The 18,748-nt window shown below is 47.9% G+C and carries 12 protein-coding genes; 2 read left to right on the forward strand and 10 right to left on the reverse strand.

All coding sequences use genetic code 11. From position 1 onward, the window contains the following. Window positions 1–47: 47 nt before the first annotated feature. The 7 genes from R7Q38_RS02810 to R7Q38_RS02840 all read right to left on the reverse strand — a co-directional run bounded on the left by R7Q38_RS02810 (window position 48) and on the right by R7Q38_RS02840 (window position 10,186). Window positions 48–1,097, reverse strand: a complete 1,050-nt coding sequence (locus R7Q38_RS02810) for a sensor domain-containing diguanylate cyclase (RefSeq protein WP_021707655.1) — start codon at window positions 1,095–1,097, stop codon at window positions 48–50. Window positions 1,098–1,379: 282 nt separating this feature from the next. Continuing rightward, window positions 1,380–2,231, reverse strand: a complete 852-nt coding sequence (locus R7Q38_RS02815; RefSeq protein WP_005375420.1) for a carbenicillin-hydrolyzing class A beta-lactamase CARB-42 — start codon at window positions 2,229–2,231, stop codon at window positions 1,380–1,382. A gap of 324 nt (window positions 2,232–2,555) precedes the next feature. Further along, entirely contained in the window at window positions 2,556–3,122 is a 567-nt protein-coding gene (gene copI, locus R7Q38_RS02820) for a copper-resistant cuproprotein CopI (RefSeq protein ID WP_318114027.1), read from the reverse strand. A gap of 76 nt (window positions 3,123–3,198) precedes the next feature. Then, window positions 3,199–6,369, reverse strand: a complete 3,171-nt coding sequence (locus R7Q38_RS02825) for an efflux RND transporter permease subunit (protein WP_318114030.1) — start codon at window positions 6,367–6,369, stop codon at window positions 3,199–3,201. Between the two features lie 2 nt (window positions 6,370–6,371). Continuing rightward, window positions 6,372–8,090, reverse strand: coding sequence for an efflux RND transporter periplasmic adaptor subunit (locus tag R7Q38_RS02830; RefSeq protein ID WP_318114031.1), 1,719 nt, complete (start codon window positions 8,088–8,090; stop codon window positions 6,372–6,374). Between the two features lie 146 nt (window positions 8,091–8,236). Next, window positions 8,237–9,628 (reverse strand): TolC family protein, encoded by a 1,392-nt coding sequence (locus tag R7Q38_RS02835; RefSeq protein WP_318114032.1) that lies wholly within the window; start codon window positions 9,626–9,628, stop codon window positions 8,237–8,239. A 135-nt stretch (window positions 9,629–9,763) separates the two neighbouring features. Beyond that, window positions 9,764–10,186, reverse strand: coding sequence for a hypothetical protein (locus R7Q38_RS02840; protein WP_138939632.1), 423 nt, complete (start codon window positions 10,184–10,186; stop codon window positions 9,764–9,766). Window positions 10,187–10,501: 315 nt separating this feature from the next. Between R7Q38_RS02840 and fdhF the strand changes: the two genes are divergently transcribed. Next, entirely contained in the window at window positions 10,502–14,740 is a 4,239-nt protein-coding gene (gene fdhF / locus R7Q38_RS02845) for a formate dehydrogenase subunit alpha (RefSeq protein WP_170890023.1), read from the forward strand. Window positions 14,741–15,102: 362 nt separating this feature from the next. Further along, window positions 15,103–15,474, forward strand: coding sequence for a hypothetical protein (locus tag R7Q38_RS02850; RefSeq protein WP_005375433.1), 372 nt, complete (start codon window positions 15,103–15,105; stop codon window positions 15,472–15,474). A 109-nt stretch (window positions 15,475–15,583) separates the two neighbouring features. Here the strand turns inward: R7Q38_RS02850 and R7Q38_RS02855 are convergent, their stop codons facing one another. The 3 genes from R7Q38_RS02855 to R7Q38_RS02865 are packed head-to-tail and all read right to left on the reverse strand — an operon-like array spanning window position 15,584 to window position 18,562. After that, complete coding sequence (locus tag R7Q38_RS02855; protein ID WP_031778897.1) at window positions 15,584–16,681, reverse strand: ABC transporter permease; 1,098 nt, start codon at window positions 16,679–16,681, stop codon at window positions 15,584–15,586. Continuing rightward, the gene (locus tag R7Q38_RS02860; RefSeq protein WP_045456700.1) at window positions 16,681–17,607 is read right to left on the reverse strand and encodes an ABC transporter ATP-binding protein; all 927 of its coding nucleotides are present in this window, start codon (window positions 17,605–17,607) and stop codon (window positions 16,681–16,683) included. Before R7Q38_RS02860 ends, R7Q38_RS02855 begins: the two co-directional genes overlap by 1 nt. A 4-nt stretch (window positions 17,608–17,611) precedes the next feature. Next, window positions 17,612–18,562, reverse strand: coding sequence for an HlyD family secretion protein (locus tag R7Q38_RS02865; protein WP_372430176.1), 951 nt, complete (start codon window positions 18,560–18,562; stop codon window positions 17,612–17,614). Between the last annotated feature and the right edge of the window lie 186 nt (window positions 18,563–18,748).

Genomic DNA, 18,748 nt, shown 5'->3' on the forward strand with positions numbered 1-18,748 from the left:
AATCGATAAAAGGTAGCGCAATGAGTCGCTACCTTTTTTTATTTTTTCTACCTTTCTTCACCAATATGAAACTCAACGCGATTTCTTCCAGTTTCTTTTGCCTTGTAAAGTGCTAAGTCGGCGCGTTTAACTAATGGTTCAAATGAGTCGTCGAGACGACAGACTTGAGTTACCCCAATACTCGCGGTGAAGCTCATATCACAACCTGAATGTTGAACGGTCGTCGTTTCTAGTGCATTACGAATCGTTTCTAATGTGTCTAGAGCTTGCTGTGATGAGCGACTTCTTAATACGATGGCAAACTCTTCACCGCCAACTCTGGCAAGTAAGTCACAATCAAGTAGATGACTTTTAATAGTATTAACTGCATGGATCAGTGATTTATCGCCTGCGTCATGACCAAATCGGTCATTGAGGCTTTTAAAATTGTCGAGATCTAAAATAGCAACATGGAAGTCAATGCCCTGGGTTCGGTATTCATTTAGGCGGCTTTCGATTTGTCGCATGAACTCTCTGCGGTTTGGAATACCTGTTAGATCATCCGTCGTGGCGAGGTGCTCCATCTTCATAATCTGTATATGAAGGGCAATGTTTAAAGCAATCCAATTAGCGATGCACTGAAGCTGTGCCGCTTGTTCGTTTGTGTAAATGTGCGTTTGATGATGCGCAACATTAAGCGTTCCTAGGCAGACTTTACCGTGCATTAACGGCGCGTCCATACACGTACCCATACCATTGGATGCGAGCATCATACAATCGATCTCATCAGATTGCGTAACATCATCGCAGATCATCAGTTGTTGCTTTTTGAACACTCGGCCAACAAACGCTTGATGAATGGGCACTAAAAATTCAGCGGGAATCGCTTTACTACCAGAGAAAGAGTAGACCTTTAGATGATCATTGTTTTCATAAAGTGTGATACTCGCACGGTCAGAATTAAATATACGATTTATCCATTCTGCCACCGTATCAAGTACTTGCTGTAGTGTTTCCGATTGAGCTAAAAAGTGAACAAACCCTATCGGCATACATATCGGACTTTCCATGTTTTGCATCGATAAGTCATCAGGGTTAAAAGTTCTTTCAAGTCTCAATAGACATCTCCTTGGCAATGTTGCAAATACCAACAATAAATTACGTGAAGCTATTTTGTAGAAAATGTGCTTCTTGGTAAGAGTATGGTTTAATTATCGCCGTTTGTGTGCGTTTGGTTGCTTAATGTGGGCGTTAACTCACCCTAAATAAGTAAATCTTATACCTATTTATAAGTAAGTCATTACTCAATAAGTGGTGTTTTTAAGATGGAAGTACAGAATGAGCCCTTCTGGAAGAGAAGGGCTAGAAAAGGATACAAATGGGGTCAGGTGAGTAGAGACTTAATTGTCTTTGTACTTTTGTAAAATCAACTGACTTATCTGCGCAACGAGTTGGTCCCTAGCTTGAAGTGAGAGCTCGGTTTCTGTGACATAAATACTAATGTAAACAGGTCGATGATTTTCCTTCCATATAATCGCGTTAATGCCACGCGAACCATGACCTCCCGCACCAGAACGGTCTGCAATAGACCAACCTGTTGGTAATACAGAACGCATTAACGAGTCTGAAACTTTGTTGTCCTGCATCCAGATTTTTAATTGTACACGAGACTCATAAGACAACGTTTCGCCTTCGACCAAAGTTCGAAGAGTGTTTAGTATGGCGTTAGGTGTAGTTGTGTCGCGGCTGTCGCCTGGTGTGGCTTCGTTCAAGCGAGGTTCTATTCTGTCTAGGCGCGTTGCTTTATCTCCAATTGTTCGCAGAAACATTGTTACGGCCTTAGGGCCGCCAATTTCATTTAATACTAAGTTGGCTGCGGTATTATCACTCATTAACATAGCGGCTTCACACGCGTGCTCTATACGTGTGTTTTGGCCTGCGAGCTTATCCATCACTGGAGACCATACAACGATACTGCGCTCATCGACTTTTGCGGTCGCATTTTTACTTAGCTTACCGCTGTCCATATCACTTAGCATTTTGGCACAAGCTAGGGTTTTGAATGTGCTCATGAGTGGGAAGCGTTCGTCGCCACGGTAATCCCAACGCTCGTCTGCTTGGGTATCCCAAACTGACACCCCAATTCTGCTTGAGGTTTGTTGCTCGAGGAGAGAAATGTCCTCATTCAGTTGGGACGCGTAACTTAGGGTTGAGCAAACCATTAGCCCAGCCAACAAAAATAACTTTTTCATGGATCGTGTTCTTCAATTTTAGTTTTAGTTCGCACGGTAGCGATGTCACGTAAACTATAACGAGCCAATACTCTAAACACTGTTAAATCTATGTCTATTTTATGTAGGATTCTTTGCAATACGCTTAAACGGTCTCAATATGGGGAGAAGAGTGTTGCTATCAAGGCCTGTAGTTTGGCTTATATATTACGTCGGTGATTCGGTCACAAAAATATCTTAGCGAGAGACACTGGCTCAGAATTTCTTATCATGAGCTAACGAATAGTTTGATCCAGAAATAAAAGGAGCTGAATCATCAGCTCCTTTGTCTATTTGGATAATTACTTACAGTTCAATCTTTTTAACCATGCCCGATTCTGCATGGCCCGGAATGTTGCACGCGAACTCAACCTTGTTGTCACCGTGGAAGTGCCACAGTAATTGCTTCGCTTTACCTGGTTCTACCGTAACTGCGTTGCCTGAGTCATGCATGTGATCGCCGCTCATCGTCTTCATCATTTCGCGATGTTCTAGCTGCTCTTTAGCCGAACCGATTGTGAACTCGTGGTTGATCTTACCGGTGTTCATCACGACAAATTGCACCACATCGCTTGGTTCAATCTTTACGTCTTTCTTGAACTTGATGGTCATGTCATCACCCAAGATAACGTGTACCACCTTGTCTGGTTTTGCGCCTTTTGCTGGCATACCTACTGCCGACATGCCCGGCATATCCATCATGTTTGAATGGTCCATTTTACTGTGGTCCATCTTCATGCTGCCGTGGTCCATATTTTCATGCTTCATATTGCCATGATCCATGTTCGCGTGGTCCATGTTTGAATGATCCATTTGGGCAAACGCAGTCGTTGTTGTTAGGGCTAGAGCAAGAGTGATTAGTGTCTTTTTCATTTTTATATCCTTGTTTTAATTCATTAATAACTTGGTTGCTTCCCCCCAAACGAATTGATTGAGGGGAAGGTAGGGATTAAGCCTTGTTGCCAGTTTGCGTGCTTGTTTGGCTCGGAGTTGAGTTGTTTGGGCGCAACTCACGTTGTTTCCACAGCTTGAAGATGGCTGGAAGTACCAACAGCGTCAGCAGCAGTGCCGATGCCATACCGCCAATCATTGGCGCGGCGATACGTTGCATGACTTCTGATCCTGTACCTTCGCCGTACATGATCGGAATCAGACCAATAATGACCGTCAGTACCGTCATCATTACTGGGCGGACACGCAGGCCTGCACCTTCACGAATGGCATCGGTTAGGTCTTTCGCCTCAAGCTTCTGTTGGCTCTCTTCTGCATCGAGTTTTTTGTAGTGCCATGCTTGGTTTAGGTAGACGAGCATGATGACCCCAATTTCAACCGCGACGCCTGCTAGGGCAATAAAGCCGACCCCGACGGCAATCGAGAAGTTGTAGTTGAGGATATGCATGAGCCACAAACCACCGACCATAGCGAGCGGTAGCGTAAGCATGATGATCATTACTTCGCCGACACGACGGAAGCTGAAGTAAAGCAGCAGCATAATGATGGCAATGGTGATTGGCACCACGACACTCAAGCGGTCTTTCGCACGTTCCATGTATTCGTATTGACCAGACCAAGCCAGTGAGTAACCCGCAGGAAGCTCCAACTGATCGGCCACGACTTGTTGCGCTTCTACGACGTAAGAACCAAGGTCACGACCATCGATATCGACGAATACCCAGCCGTTTGGACGCGCGTTTTCCGTTTTAATCATTGGAGGGCCGTCTTCGTAACGAATGTCCGCTACGTCAGCCAGCGCAATACGAGCACCATTTGGTGTCACCAATGGTAGATTTTGCAGTTTAACCACTGAATCACGGTAGTCTTGTGGGTAACGAACGTTGATTGGGTAACGCTCCAAGCCTTCGATGGTTTCACCTACATTCATGCCGCCCACCGCGGTCGAGATCACCTGCTGAACGTCTTTGATGCTCAAGCCGTAACGCGCTGCGGCACGACGTTTAATGTCGATCGTGACATAACGACCACCTGCTACACGTTCCGCATAAACCGATGCTGTACCTTGTACGCCATTAAGAATTGGCTCCAGCTGAGAGCCGATCTTCTCAATCACTTTCAGGTCAGGACCCGCGATTTTAATGCCGATAGGGGTTTTGATGCCCGTTGCCAGCATGTCGATACGCGTTTTGATCGGCATTACCCAAGCATTAGTAAGACCAGGGAACTGAACCAGTTTGTCGAACTCTTTGCGTAGTGACTCGGTCGTTACCCCTTCACGCCATTGATCGCGTGGCTTCAACTGAATCACGGTTTCAATCATGGTGAGTGGCGCTGGATCGGTTGCGGTCTCAGCTCGGCCAATCTTGCCCCATACGGTTTTCACTTCTGGAACGGTTTTGATCAGCTTGTTGGTTTGTTGTAGAAGCTCGCGTGCTTTACCAATTGAGATACCCGGATAGGTTGTTGGCATGTACATCAAGTCTCCTTCATCCAGCGGAGGGATGAACTCGCTACCCAGTTTACTGGTTGGGTAGTAAGCCGACGCCATTAGACCTAATGCGATAACAATCATGGCCTTAGGGTATTTTAAGCTGATGTTCAACAGCGGGCGATACAACGCGACCAAACCACGGTTAACTGGGTTTTTGTGTTCCGGTAACACCTTACCGCGAATGAAGTAGCCCATAAGAACAGGCACGAGTGTGATTGCCAAACCTGCTGCCGCTGCCATGGCGTAAGTCTTAGTGAAAGCAAGTGGCGAGAACATCTTGCCTTCTTGGCCTTCTAAGGCGAACACTGGTACGAAGCTAAGAGTGATGATCAGCAATGAGAAGAACAGCGGTGCGCCGACCTCTTCTGCGGCTTTACCTATTACTTGCCAGCGGTTTTTGTCGGTCAGTGGCGTTCGTTCAATGTGCTTGTGAACGTTTTCAATCATCACGATTGCACCATCCACCATGGCACCGATGGCAATCGCGATACCACCAAGGGACATGATGTTGGCATTGATGCCTTGCCAATGCATTACGATAAACGCAGTGAGAATACCGACCGGTAGACTCAGAGCGATAACCAATGAAGAACGAATGTGGAACAAGAACAGCGCACACACAATCGCAACGACGATGAACTCTTCTGCAAGCTTCTTCCATAGGTTTTCTACCGCTGAATCGATAAGGGTAGAGCGGTCGTAGGTTGCAACAATTTCCACGCCTTCTGGTAGGCTGCGTTGTAGGTCTGCGAGTTTGTCTTTGACTTTCGCAATCACTTCACTGGCGTTCTCACCAAAGCGCATCACGATAACACCACCTACCGCTTCACCTTCGCCATTCAGCTCTGAGATACCACGGCGCATTTGTGGACCAAGGTTAATGTCTGCGATATCACCTAATAGCAACGGCGTGCCTTTCTCGGTGACTTTGAGAGGCAGTGATTTGATGTCTTCAATGCTGGTTAGGTAACCCGTGGTACGAACCATGTGTTCGGCTTCCGCAACTTCGATAACGGACGCGCCGGTTTCTTGGTTGCCGTTTTGGATTGCCATGTTCACTTGTTGCAAAGTGAGGTTGTACGCACGCAGCTTGGCAGGATCAATCTGCACTTGATACTGCTTCACCATACCGCCCACGGTCGCAACTTCAGAAACGCCATCAACGGTTTGCAATTCGTACTTCAAGAACCAATCTTGCAGGCTGCGAAGATCCGCCAAATCATGTTTGCCAGTTTTGTCTTGTAATACGTAGCTGTAAACCCAGCCCACGCCCGTTGCATCAGGACCTAGGGTTGGTTTTGCGTTCGGTGGCAGCTTTGGTGCTACTTGGCTCAAGTACTCCAACACGCGTGAACGTGCCCAGTACATGTCGGTATCATCGTTGAAAATGATATAAACGTAAGAGTCACCAAAGAAAGAGTAGCCACGAACTGTCTCAGCACCCGGCACGGCAAGCATGGCGGTGGTGAGTGGGTAAGTAACTTGATCCTCGACGACTTGAGGAGCTTGACCCGGATAGCTTGTCTTGATGATCACTTGCACATCAGAAAGATCCGGAATCGCATCAACAGGCGTATTCTTTACACTGTAAAGTCCGCCTAATACAAGGGCTAAGGTCGCGACCAACACTAGGAATCGGTTGCTCAGTGACCAACGAATAATAGCATTGATCATAATTAACCCTCGACGGCTGATGTTGCAGGAACTAGCTGTTTAAGAACGTAGTCAGATCCTTGTTTTTCAACTAGAAACCGAACTTTCTGTCCTTCTTCAAAACCCGATAGATCAACGTCTTCACCCACAGAGAAGTTCATCTCGCCAGCATCCCAGTTCCATTCTGCAACTGGTAGGTGGTTTAAGGTGATCATGCCAAAATCAGCCATCAGCATGCTAATGTCACCAGTTAGCCAAACTTCTGCGGCAATGACGCTGTTGTCTGCCTTATAGTCGATGATTTGGTACTGACCGGACTCCGTCTTTTGCATTTCAAATTCGATAGCCTGACCTTTTTTCAAGTCACCCATTTCAACGCCATCTGCGAAAGTGAAGTTCATTACCATGCCCGGCCAATCCCATTCTGGTACAGGCTGGTGGTTGATGGTCAGCATGCGGTGATCTTTCATTACGTCTGTGATTTCACCTTTGGCCCATGCTGTTTCTGCCGCTGCTTCTACACCATTGATGCGAGACAGATCCGCCGACTGGCTTGATTCAGAATCGAGCATGAAGTGAGATGAAGTAACGATCTTATCGCCTTGTTTAAGTCCTTGTAATACTTCGATTTGTTCTCCAGCCTCACGGCCAACTTCAATTCGAGCTGAGCGATATTTGCCGTCGCCTTCAGCCAGAACCACACGAGTCATACCACCGGAACGAATGACGGAGGACTTAGGAATCGTTAACACTGCGTCGTCAGTGACAGGCTGAAGGGCAATGTTGGCGAACATGTTTGGCTTCAATGCGCCATCTGGGTTAGGGAATTTAAGGCGCACACGCAACGTACGTGTTTTCGGATCGAGGATTGGGTACACGTAATCCACGACACCTTGCCATTCATTGCCCGGAATCGCGTCAAGGGTCATCGTGGCTTGAGAGCCCGCTTTCATCCAGTGTGCTTGACGCTCAAAGACTTCTGCATCAACCCAAACATTGTCCAAAGGACCTGCACTGATCACCGCTTGAGCAGGGGACAAATAGCCACCTTCACGCACGTTTAAGCTCGCGATAACGCCATCAGCAGGCGCTTTGATTTCAATGGTTTGCGATGCTTTACCACTACGAGTAATGGATTTGATTTGAGCACGGTCAACCCCAAGCGTTACCAAGCGTTCGGTTGCGCCTTTTACAAGACCTTTGCGGCCAGTGCGGTACGCATTCAGCAATTCTTCTTGTGCTTTAACCAGTTCAGGAGAGTAGAGAGTGAAAAGCACATCGCCTTTCTTCACTTTCTCACCCACGGCATTGATGTAGAGTTTTTCTACCCAACCCGCCACACGAACGTTGGTTTGCCATAACAGACTTTCATCAAAGGCAATATAACCAACCGTTTCGATACGTGGTGATAGCTGTTGTAGTGCCGCATTTGCGGTTTTAACCCCGAGGTTATTTTCTACTGAAGGGTCAATAGTCACTGTACCTGGTGCATCTTGTTCACCGGATAGGTCTTCTGCGTAAACCGGAATCAAATCCATGCCCATTGGGGATTTACCCGGTTTGTCGCGTTTGTAGTTCGGGTCCATTGGGGCAACCCAGTAAAGTGGATCATTAGAGCTTGCAGCAGATTCGCCACCCATCGCACTCATGTCGTGAGCCGAGCCCGTAAGAAAATGATTAGCACCAAACCCTAAAGCACCACCAACAATCAGCGCGATGGTTGCAACTTGTAATGTTTTCATTGTTTTACCTTATTTTCCCCTTCACATTTGACGCTACAGCGTTGTTGCCTGCTCTCGTTCACCCAAGTCACATAGCAGATCTATGCTCATGGGATTCTCTCGTTTGCCGCCTAGCTGTAGCCCCAACTGTCTTGGGGAATCACAAATTAATATGTCGAAATAGAGCGAGCTTCTGGTGAAGCGACTTGGTAGTCGAAACCACCGAGTAGGGTGGCTAAATTGCTGTTTGCGATGTTGAGATCGGTCAGCAGACGTTGTTGCTCTAATTGCAGAGCCAACTCGTCAGTCGTGGCAGAAATCACATCGTTAAACTGCGCTGTGTTGTTTTGATAACCTCGCTCAACGGCTTGAATGCGCGCTTTCGCTTGAGGTAATAAGGTGGATTGATACCGTTCTAAACGCTGGGTTAAGTTGCCGCGATCAACCAGCAAAGTGTTCACCTTGGCATTCATCTGCGTTAGTAAGGTGTCCTTTTGTGATTGTGCCGCGCCAACTTGGTATTGAGCGGCAGCAAGATTGCGATCTTGGCGGTCACCCGTAAACAGCGGAATGTCCATGGTGAGGTAAGCGCTGACCAAATCTGATGCTGGCTCACCCATCATGTTGTCGGCTTGGCGGTAGGCGTACATTACTTCGACGCCAAATTGTGGGTTGTAGGCTTGCTCAGCAATTTCCACCTGAGTTTTATTGGCAGAAATGCTGACGTCGGCCATCTTAACCATCGGGTGTTGGCTGAGTTGCTGATAATGCTTGGTGGAACCCTGACTCGCAGCAAGTTTGCTGTTCAGTGTGTCCCAATTAAGTTGATTGCTCGCGTGCAGAGCCTGTTCATTCGCCAACCAATCTGACCCCAACCATTCGGAGAGTTGAGAGATAAGACGACGTTGCATTTGTGCATTGGCTTGCAGTTTCTCATCCAACTTGCTGACTTGAAGCTGGGCGTTGAGCAGATCTTGCGCTTCACTCTTACCAATCGAATAGTTGGTTTGAATAAAGCTTTCCATTTCCTTCATCAACTTGCGGTTCTCAAGCATGATTTGCTCCGCGCGTTGCTGGTAACCAAGTTCTAACCAAAGTTGAGTCATGCTGTTGGCTACCTCAAGCTCACGAGCATGGACTTGAAGCCCAAGGCCGTCGGCTTGTTGATTGGCTTTCTTCTGCTGTAAATCAAGGGTAGAGCCACGCTCAAACTGTTGCATTAAACCAACGGAGATGTTGGTCATTGGGTCTTCATCGAATTTGAAGCTGTCGACAGGCAAGCCACCAAAACCCACTTTCAGTTTTGGGTCCATCAAGGTCGCACTCGCGACGCCCGTTTCACGCATGGCAGCAGATTGCGCAGAGTATTGCTTGCGATTGCCATCGTTACTCAAAGCGACGTTGATCAGTTGGGTAAGCTTGGTCGTTGAAGCTCGCTCACTTGATGCGGAATTTTGCGCTGCGTGCGTCTCTTTTCCTGCGGCGTTAACCAAGGTAGGCGCAGCGACCAGAGCCACCATAAAAATAGGTGCAGCTAAGCGGTATGGTTTGATATCCATAATCTAAATCCAGTGTTCGCCGGATCGATGGAGGTGCGGATTTTATTGCGGGAACAGTAAAGCCTTGTTACCTCATCGTTCAGGCGCATTAAAACAACCTGCGATACACGCGCAGGGTCGAATGCTAGGACGGATTTAGGCTATAGGAGGTCGGTACAGGTCGCGGCTGACGTGTACGACTGGGGAAGCAACTTCAGGAGTAATGGTTGCGCGATAGACAACGGGCATTGGGCTATTGATAGGATTCGGTAGGGGGACGAAAACTATCGTACACGCGGCAGTGCAGCAGGTATGAATCATGCCAGAGCCTCCACCACAGTTCATGCTGGTTTCTCTTGCATCGCCATCTTCGGACATAGAACCGTCAGTCATGGAGACGTCCATCATACCAGGCATACCGCAGTGCTCGCTGTCACTCATCATAGAAGGATGGTGAGCCATGCCAGTAGACATCATTTGAATATTCATCAACGGCTCACTGTTCGCCACACTAGATACCAATAGCACTAGTGTCGTGAAGAGAGTTAACCAGATTGTATGCAGCGATTTTAAGTGCATACCCTTTCCCATGTGTTTGATGAAAATGATGAAAACCCTTCGATTCTAAAGGTTAACCTAAGGGTAAGGTCAATCATTTATTACTCTTATTATCAAAATAGTCCAACCCTTCTGTTTTCGCACTTTCGAGGGAGTAAAACGTTTGTTAAACACCGAGTGTTGAAAGTTAGCGAAAGAAGCCCTCGCTTTTTATGACACGTGAAAAATGTGGTTTATAAGTTTTACATCACACTAACTTGTCTTACAAATGATTATCCTTATAGAATGCATGGTTTTACTTGTGCAGATTTGGATTTGCTTTGCTGCGGGGGTTGCATGATAGAAATTGTCATCGATGGAAAATATAGAATTGTAGAAGAGGGTCTAACCCTTTTAGAAGCAGCAAAAGTGTGTGGGGTCGAGATCCCATCGCTGTGCGGAATGAACAAAAGTAATGAAAAAGTACCGTGTGACTTGTGTGTGGTTGAAGTCGAAAGCGGCGGTACTAAGCGTGCGTGTGAACTTGAAGTTTACCGGGGCCTTAATGTGGTCACGCAATCAGAACAATTAAGCGAGCACCGCAGAAAAGCACTCAACCGCATCATGACGGACCATTACGCCGATTGTGAAGCGCCATGTAAAACCGCGTGTCCAGCGGGCGTTGATATCCAATCGTACCTTTATCACATCGCACAGAACGATCATCAAAAAGCGATTGAAGTGATTAAGCGTACGCTTCCTATGCCGCTATCGATTGGTCGTGTGTGCCCGGCATTTTGTGAGAGTGAATGTCGCCGCTCGTTAGTCGATGAGCCTATTGCAATTCGTCAGCTAAAACGTCATGCCGCGGATGCGGATTTGTCTGCGCATGAAGCCTATGTACCAGAAAAGAAACCAAGCAAAGGTTTGAACATTGCCGTCGTCGGCAGTGGTCCTGGTGGTCTGACAGCTGGCTACTACCTATCGAACGAAGGCTACGACGTTACGGTCTTTGAATCCATGCCAAAAGCGGGTGGTTGGTTGCGTTATGGCATTCCAGAATACCGTTTACCAAAAGACATTCTCGATAAAGAAATCGAACTGATGTGCCGCAATGGCATGCAAGTTCACACCAATCAAAAGCTGGGTGTGGATTTCACGCTTTCTCAATTGAGCGAAGAATACGACGCAGTGTGTTTGGCTGTCGGCGCGTCTCAAGCGGTTGAAATGCATTACACAGGCAGTGACCTTGAAGGTTGCTACTTAGGCGTTGATTACCTAAAAGATTACGTTACCGAGCAAAACTATGTAACGGGTCAGAAAGTCGCGGTGATCGGTGGTGGTAACACGGCAATTGACTGTGCTCGTACTGCGCGTCGTGCTGGTGCAGACACCACGTTGATTTACCGTCGTACCCGTGACGAAATGCCGGCAGAAGACTACGAGATTGTCGAAGCGGAACACGAAGGGGTGAAATTCCACTTCTTGACCAACCCGGCAGAAAACCTTGCCGATGAAACTGGACGCGTGAGTGCGATTCGCCTAGAGCGCATGGCGTTGGGTGAGCCGGATGCATCTGGTCGTCGAAGCCCTAAACCAACTGGCGAGTTCTTCACCGAAGAGTTCGACACCGTGATTGCAGCAGTATCGCAAAAGCCAGACCTGAGCTTCCTCGAAGGTGAAGATTTGTCGATTCCGCTTACGCGTTGGAACACCTCAGATGCAGATGAAAAGACCATGCACACTGGCACGGGCAACATCTTCAGTATTGGTGATTTCCGCCGCGGCCCAGCAACGGCAGTTGAAGCGGTGGGTGATGGTCGCGTTGCGGCAAAAGCCATTGACCTGTTTTTGAATGGTGATATGGCAGACATGCCAAAGGCGGCGTTCAACTCGCGCAAAGAGAAGAAGCTCTCTCAAGTCGATCCGCTTCACTTCGAGAACATCCAGAAAGTTGCTCGATCTATCATGCCTGAGCTGACTCCAGCACAACGCGAGCAAAGCTTCGCTGAAGTGGAGTTGGGCTTTGATAACGAAGAAGCAATGAAGGAAGCTGCGCGCTGTCTAGAATGTGGCTGTCAGGCAAATACTGATTGTGCGCTGCGTGATTACTCCACCGAATATGAGGCTGAGCAAAGCTTTGACTTCTCTTTGCAGATTAAATCGCATCAAGATTGGTTAGATCTTCGTGCGAAAGACTTGCGTCATAAGTACGAAGTTGACCGCAGCTCTGAGTTTATTGAGTTTGATGCTAACCGCTGTATTAGCTGTGGTCAGTGCATCCAAGCGTGCCGCGACAAAGCCGTACACGGTGTACTGAACTTCGTGTGCGATAAACAAGGTCGTCCGGCATTACGTCCTGACGATCGTCCACACTTTGGAAGTAACAAGAATGGCTTAACCCTAATGGGTGATTCGAACTGCGTGCAATGTGGCGCGTGCGTTCAAGTGTGTCCAACGGGCGCAATGGTCGATAGTCGTGACCGTTCGCAAGGCCGTACTGAAGATCTGAAAGCGGTCGACACCATTTGTACGTACTGTGGTGTGGGTTGTAAGTTGACTATGTTCGTGGACGAAGCAACCAATACGATTCGTTACGTGAAGGGCGGTGACTCGCCAGTGAACCAAGGCATGCTGTGTGTGAAAGGGCGCTTTGGTTTTGATTTCATCGGCAGTGAAGAGCGTCTTACCACGCCTTTGATTCGTAAAGACGGTTGGTTGCAGCCTGCGAGTTGGGAAGAGGCGATTCAACTGATTGCAAGCAAGTTCTCTGGCATCAAGCAAGATTTTGGCAGCAACGCATTGGCGGGTTTCTCTTCAGCGAAAACCACCAACGAAGACAACTACGCGTTCCAAAAATTTGTCCGTCGTGAACTAGGCACCAATAACGTCGATCACTGTGCGCGCTTGTGTCACGCATCGAGTGTAACCGGTCTTGAGGCATCACTCGGTAGTGGTGCAATGACCAACGACATTCCAAGCATTAAGCACTCGGATGTGATCTTTATTATCGGTTCGGATACCACATCGGCGCACCCGATCATCGCTTCACACATCAAACAAGCAATTCGTCACCACGGCGCTCGCTTGATTGTGGCTGACCCGAAACGTGTCGATATGGCAGAGCATGCTGAGCTGTATATGGCGCATCGTCCGGGTACGGATGTGATGCTCCTAAACGGTGTCATGCAGCAGATCATTAAGAACGGCTGGTACGATCAAGAGTACATCGAAGAACGTGTCGACGGCTTTGATACCTTACTGCAAGAAGTGATGTCACCAGCTTATAACCTCGATAAAGTGGAGTTGGTTACGGGCGTAAAAGCCGAAGACATTCAAGCAATGGCGCGCATGATCGGTACAGCAGATCGTACGGCTGTTTACTACTCGATGGGGATTACTCAGCACACGACAGGTCATGACAACGTGCGTTCTATCGCTAACCTGCAATTGCTGTGTGGCAACATCGGTATTGAAGGTGGTGGTATTAACCCGCTACGTGGTCAATCTAACGTGCAAGGCGCGTGTGATATGGGCGCTTTGCCAAACAGCTTCCCGGGCTATCAAAAGGTATACAACCCAATTGTGCGACAGAAGTTTGCTATTGAATGGAACGCACCAAATCTGCCTTCTGAGCAAGGTTTAACCCTGACAGAAATCATTGACGCGGCTTGCCATCGTGACGTTCGTGGTATGTACATCATGGGTGAGAACCCAGTATTGAGTGACCCGAACCAAGCGCATGTGATTGAAGGTTTAGAAGCGCTCGACTTCTTGGTTGTTCAAGACATCTTCCTAACGGAAACCGCTCAATACGCGGATGTGGTTCTGCCTTCTTGCTCGTTTGCAGAGAAAGCGGGGCACTTCACCAATACGGAGCGTCGTGTTCAGCGTGTGAATCCGGTTGTCACGGCACCGGGTGAGGCAAAAGAAGATTGGTGGATTATTCAAGAAATCGCCAATGCCATGGGCAGTGATTGGGACTACCACTGTGTGTCTGATATCACTAACGAAATTGCACGAGTGACACCTCAATACGCGGGTCTTCGTTGGGACGCCATTACGCCAAACGGTGTGCAATGGCCGAGCAATAAGAACAACCCTGCGGGTACTCGCATCATGCACCAAACCCAGTTTACTCGTGGTAAAGGGCAAATGGTGGGCGTACCGTTCCGTTATGCGGCTGAGCTGCCAGATGAAGAGTATCCACTGGTGCTTACTACAGGTCGTGTACTTGAGCAATTCCACACTGGCACCATGACGCGTAAGACCAAAGGGTTGGATAATCTTGCTGGCCCTCGCGCGATGGTGAGCGTGGAAGACGCAGAAACGCTTGGCATCAGTAATGGTCAGCGTCTGACGGTGTCTACACGTCGCGGCAGCATTGAGATTGATGCTTTTGTGACTAAGCGTATTCAAAAAGGAGTGGTGTTCATTCCATTCCACTTTGTTGAATCGCCAGTCAACCGCCTAACGACAACGGCAACTGACCCGCATGCGAAGATCCCTGAGTTCAAGGTCGCTGCGGTTAAAGTGGAAGTGAGCGAAAAGACAACGCAGACAGAGTCTCTCGAAGATAGTTACCAACACGTTTAAATTCGGCGAGTCACGTTGTTGTGGGCACTGACAATTTGAGCCTAGTTGATGGGCGGATAATCTAATCTTGATTTCCGCTCTCACTACATTCACTCGATTGTCTTTTTCTTCCAACTCCTTTTACTTTTCTGTTATCACCGCGCTCCGGTTAGTTTTCCCTTCTTACTTCTTGCTGTCTCTGTGGCGTATTTTTGTTCAAGCCCATGATGAGAGTGCAATAAAGTTTGTTGTTGAGCTTGTCATAGAATTGACTGTCTCTGACTGTCCTCTGTTATTTGGGCAAGTTCTATAACCTAAACTTTGCTCGCTTCCTATACTGAATTAACGAAGCAAGATTTTTATAACAACAAGAGGAAGCTTGTATGACAAGAACAACCTCATTTGCACTCGTTTTATTACTTATGTGCGCATACTTTGGTTACAACCGTTATTATGTATACCCCCAGCAGTTGGAAACACAGGCGAAGTCGATGCTAATACAAATGGCAAATCGCGAAGAGTGGGTAGATGTGTTTGAGATGATGAATCGCGTAGACGCGCATAAGGGCCATTTGGAACTTGTTGCTGACGTGACATCCTCTGATGGTCAGCGTGCGTACAGTGAAGGTATTATCACGTATACGGATCGCGAAGGCGTTGTCTGTAAACAGGTAGTGTTCAACTTTAAAATAAACTCTTTGAAAAACTACAATATTTCCGATTTACGAGATTGTTCCTACGGTGAGTACTATTAATATTGTCTGAGAGTTGAGCTCGATAGCACAGTGTATGAATACAGAAACAAAAAATAGCCCTTCGTTGGGGCTATTTTTGTTTTTAAGGAATGAACGCAATATCGTGGGATTAGTCGAGTGATTTTTTGAAGCGAAATGAAGCGACAATAAGGCCGATAACGGTGAATCCAAGTAACCAAACTGTATCTCGCCATAGCTCCATGAGGTCTGCACCACGCAGCACCACACCACGAATAATTCGCATAAAGTGGGTGGCAGGCAGCGCTTCGGATATCCATTGTGCCGCGATGGGCATTCCTTCATAAGGGAACATAAATCCGGACAGAAGAATCGATGGCAAAAGAATAAACACCGTCATCTGCATTGCTTGAAGCTGCGTCGTCGCAATGGTGGATATCACCAAACCTAAGGTTAAACTCGCGGCGATAAACAACAGCGTGCCAAACAGTATCTGACTAATGGCGCCGTTTATCGGTACACCAAATATCCAATGACCCAAGCCTAAAATGATAAACACCTGTATCAGACCAACAAAGATGTAGGGAATGATCTTCGCTACCATGAGTTCGATGGAGTGGATTGGCGTAGTAATCAGTAACTCTAAATTGCCACGTTCCCGTTCTCGAACAATGGCTGCGCTGGTGAACAAGATCATCGTCATGGTTAGAATCACGCCCAATAAACCGGGGACAATGTTCACCGCCGAGCGCCGACTCGGGTTGTAATACAGCGCAACTTCAAAGGTTTTGGTTGGGGCAGGGCGTATCTCAAAATCAAAATCCGTTAACGGCATGGTTTGCAGTGAGAGAATCGCTGAGCTGATCATGGTGTCTGAACCATCCACAATCCACTGGCCAAGCTCTCTACCTTGCACCATGCGTTGGGTTAGGTCGCTAGGTAGAATTAAAGCCGCTCGCACCAAACCGTCTTGAATGGCTTGCTCGGCTTCAGAAGCGGTAGCGAAGGTTTCGACCACATCGACCACTTGTGTGACTTTGACGGACTCAGTGATCACGCGCCCGGCAGTGCTGCCACTTTGATCGACGACGCCAACGGGAATGTTGCGAATATCCGTATTAATGGCAAAGCCAAATAGCAGGAGCTGAATCAGGGGGATCATTACGACCATGCCAAAGGTAATGCGGTCACGTGAAAGCTGACGGATCTCTTTGATCATCACCGCTTTCATGCGGGCAATAGATTTCATCATTGGCGACCTTCTCCCGTAACGCTGACAAACACATCTTCCAAGCTAGGACGAGCAATGTTCATCTCGCAGCCATCAAGCTCAGGAAAGGTTTGGGTTAACCATTCGATCGGTTCTTCGATGTGCTGGTGGATCAAAATGCGTAAGCGAATGCCGAGCTGTGCGGCAGAACGGACTTCTTCGCGTCGAATGACTTTCTCTTTTAGCTCGCGTAAGTTATCCGCTTTGACTTCAACGATGTTAACGCCCATTTGGGCCATGAGTTCTTCTGGCTCACCATCGGCGCGGATTTCCCCAGCTTCCATAATCGCCAGACGATGACAGCGCTCTGCTTCGTCCATGTAGTGCGTTGTGACCAAAATCGTCGTGCCTTGGTCAGAGAGATCAAACAACTGCTCCCAGAAATCGCGTCGGTTCTCTGGGTCAACCGCAGATGTGGGCTCATCGAGAAACAACAGTTCTGGTTTGTGCATAGTGGCTGCGGCGAGAGACAAGCGTTGTTTCTGGCCGCCACTCATTCCGCCGACGCGCTGTTTACGCAGCTGGTCGAGACCGTAGGTGGATAGTTGTTCTTCGATGCGAGCTTTCAGAGCCTTGGTTTCCATACCAAAGATTTGTCCAATAAACTCAAGATTCTCTTGAACTGTCAGGTCATCATAGAGGGAGAACTTTTGTGTCATGTAGCCAATCTTGAGGCGCAGAAGCTCAGATTGTTTTGGGATCTCTAGCCCAAGCACATCCACGTTGCCCTCACTTGGGCTAAGCAAGCCAGTCAGCACACGAATGGTTGTTGATTTACCGCAGCCGTTGGGACCAAGAAAACCATAAATACTGCCTTTGGGCACATTAAGCGTGATGTTGTTGATGGCGGTGAAGTCACCAAACTTTTTCACTACATTTTCAGCTTGAATCGCGTATTCGGTCATCGGCTTACTCCACCAAATCCACTTGCGCTGGAATACCTGAAGGCAAGGATTGTGCGGAGTCTTGAAGGTCGACTTCTGCTAGGTACATCAAACGCGAGCGTTCTTCCTCGGTAAGCGCGAAATAAGGCGTGAATGAAGGCTCAGTCGCTACCCAACGAACGGTGCCGCTATATGGTTGCTCAACGCCATCTACATGCACGTTAACCGTTTTACCCGGCACAAAATCGACTCGGTAGTTGGCAGGAACGTAAACGCGAGCGTATGGGACGCGGCTGGCTTGTATTACAGCAACTACACCATTCACAGGAACGCGTTCGCCAAGGTTAAACGGTAGGTTATCTAACAAGCCATCTCGCGTGGCGGTGATGGTGAGTTCTGCCAGCTTTTGTTCTTGTAGTGCCACATCGGCTTTTGCTGCCATGAGTGCGGCTTTTGCTTGTTCAATATCTTCAGGACGAGAGCCAGCGGTCAGTTTGCTGAACTCTTCTTGTGAGGAGTCTAGCTCTGCACGGGCAGAATCTCTGGCTGCTAAAGCGGTGTCTTTCTCTGATTGGCTGATGAGTTTTTTACGAACTAACTCCGCCTTACGTTGGTAGTTCTTTTGCGCTTCAACCAATTGAGCTTCCGCTCTGGCAACACGTGCTTGCGCTGCGGCAATGTCTTCTGGTCGCTCACCATTGGTCAATTTCAAAAGATAGGCGTCAGCCTTGGCTTGTTCGGCTACGGCGTGAGCTAAAACGGCTTCTTGGTTCTTTGTATCGAGCTGAACCAGCACTTCTCCTTCGGTGACTTGGCTGCCTTCCTTGATGGGTAGGGCACGAATTATCTCGCTAGAGGTTGCAGTAAAGGTTACGCGGTCACGTTCCAGTGTGCCAAGGGCTTGCTGTCCGTCATCTTTGGAACAGGCAGCTAAAAGAGTCAGGGCTAGGGTGCCAAGAATGATTCGCTTCATCATGCGACGCTTCCTCTAAGAAGGTGAGCTCGAATTCGTATCAAGCTATAGAAGAGTGTGGGACTGCATTCAGTGTAACGTGAGTCAGTTTTGTCCGGCTAGGAAGTTAATTCCTTCAATATTCATCAATTGATTAATTATTGAAACTGGCTTTATCCTGCTGAAGCCGTGCTTTACTTGGCTCTTTTA

It is taken from the genome of Vibrio sp. Vb0598, from assembly GCF_033338935.1.
Taxonomy (GTDB): domain Bacteria; phylum Pseudomonadota; class Gammaproteobacteria; order Enterobacterales; family Vibrionaceae; genus Vibrio; species Vibrio alginolyticus.

What these genes read in the sequence shown, in the direction of transcription:
- R7Q38_RS02815 (WP_005375420.1), bottom strand. Translation starts at nt 2,231, where the DNA reads ATGAAAAAGTTATTTTTGTTGGCTGGGCTAATGGTTTGCTCAACCCTA.
- copI (WP_318114027.1), bottom strand. Translation starts at nt 3,122, where the DNA reads ATGAAAAAGACACTAATCACTCTTGCTCTAGCCCTAACAACAACGACT.
- R7Q38_RS02825 (WP_318114030.1), bottom strand. Translation starts at nt 6,369, where the DNA reads ATGATCAATGCTATTATTCGTTGGTCACTGAGCAACCGATTCCTAGTG.
- R7Q38_RS02830 (WP_318114031.1), bottom strand. Translation starts at nt 8,090, where the DNA reads ATGAAAACATTACAAGTTGCAACCATCGCGCTGATTGTTGGTGGTGCT.
- R7Q38_RS02835 (WP_318114032.1), bottom strand. Translation starts at nt 9,628, where the DNA reads ATGGATATCAAACCATACCGCTTAGCTGCACCTATTTTTATGGTGGCT.
- R7Q38_RS02840 (WP_138939632.1), bottom strand. Translation starts at nt 10,186, where the DNA reads ATGCACTTAAAATCGCTGCATACAATCTGGTTAACTCTCTTCACGACA.
- fdhF (WP_170890023.1), top strand. Translation starts at nt 10,502, where the DNA reads ATGATAGAAATTGTCATCGATGGAAAATATAGAATTGTAGAAGAGGGT.
- R7Q38_RS02850 (WP_005375433.1), top strand. Translation starts at nt 15,103, where the DNA reads ATGACAAGAACAACCTCATTTGCACTCGTTTTATTACTTATGTGCGCA.
- R7Q38_RS02855 (WP_031778897.1), bottom strand. Translation starts at nt 16,681, where the DNA reads ATGAAATCTATTGCCCGCATGAAAGCGGTGATGATCAAAGAGATCCGT.
- R7Q38_RS02860 (WP_045456700.1), bottom strand. Translation starts at nt 17,607, where the DNA reads ATGACCGAATACGCGATTCAAGCTGAAAATGTAGTGAAAAAGTTTGGT.
- R7Q38_RS02865 (WP_372430176.1), bottom strand. Translation starts at nt 18,562, where the DNA reads ATGATGAAGCGAATCATTCTTGGCACCCTAGCCCTGACTCTTTTAGCT.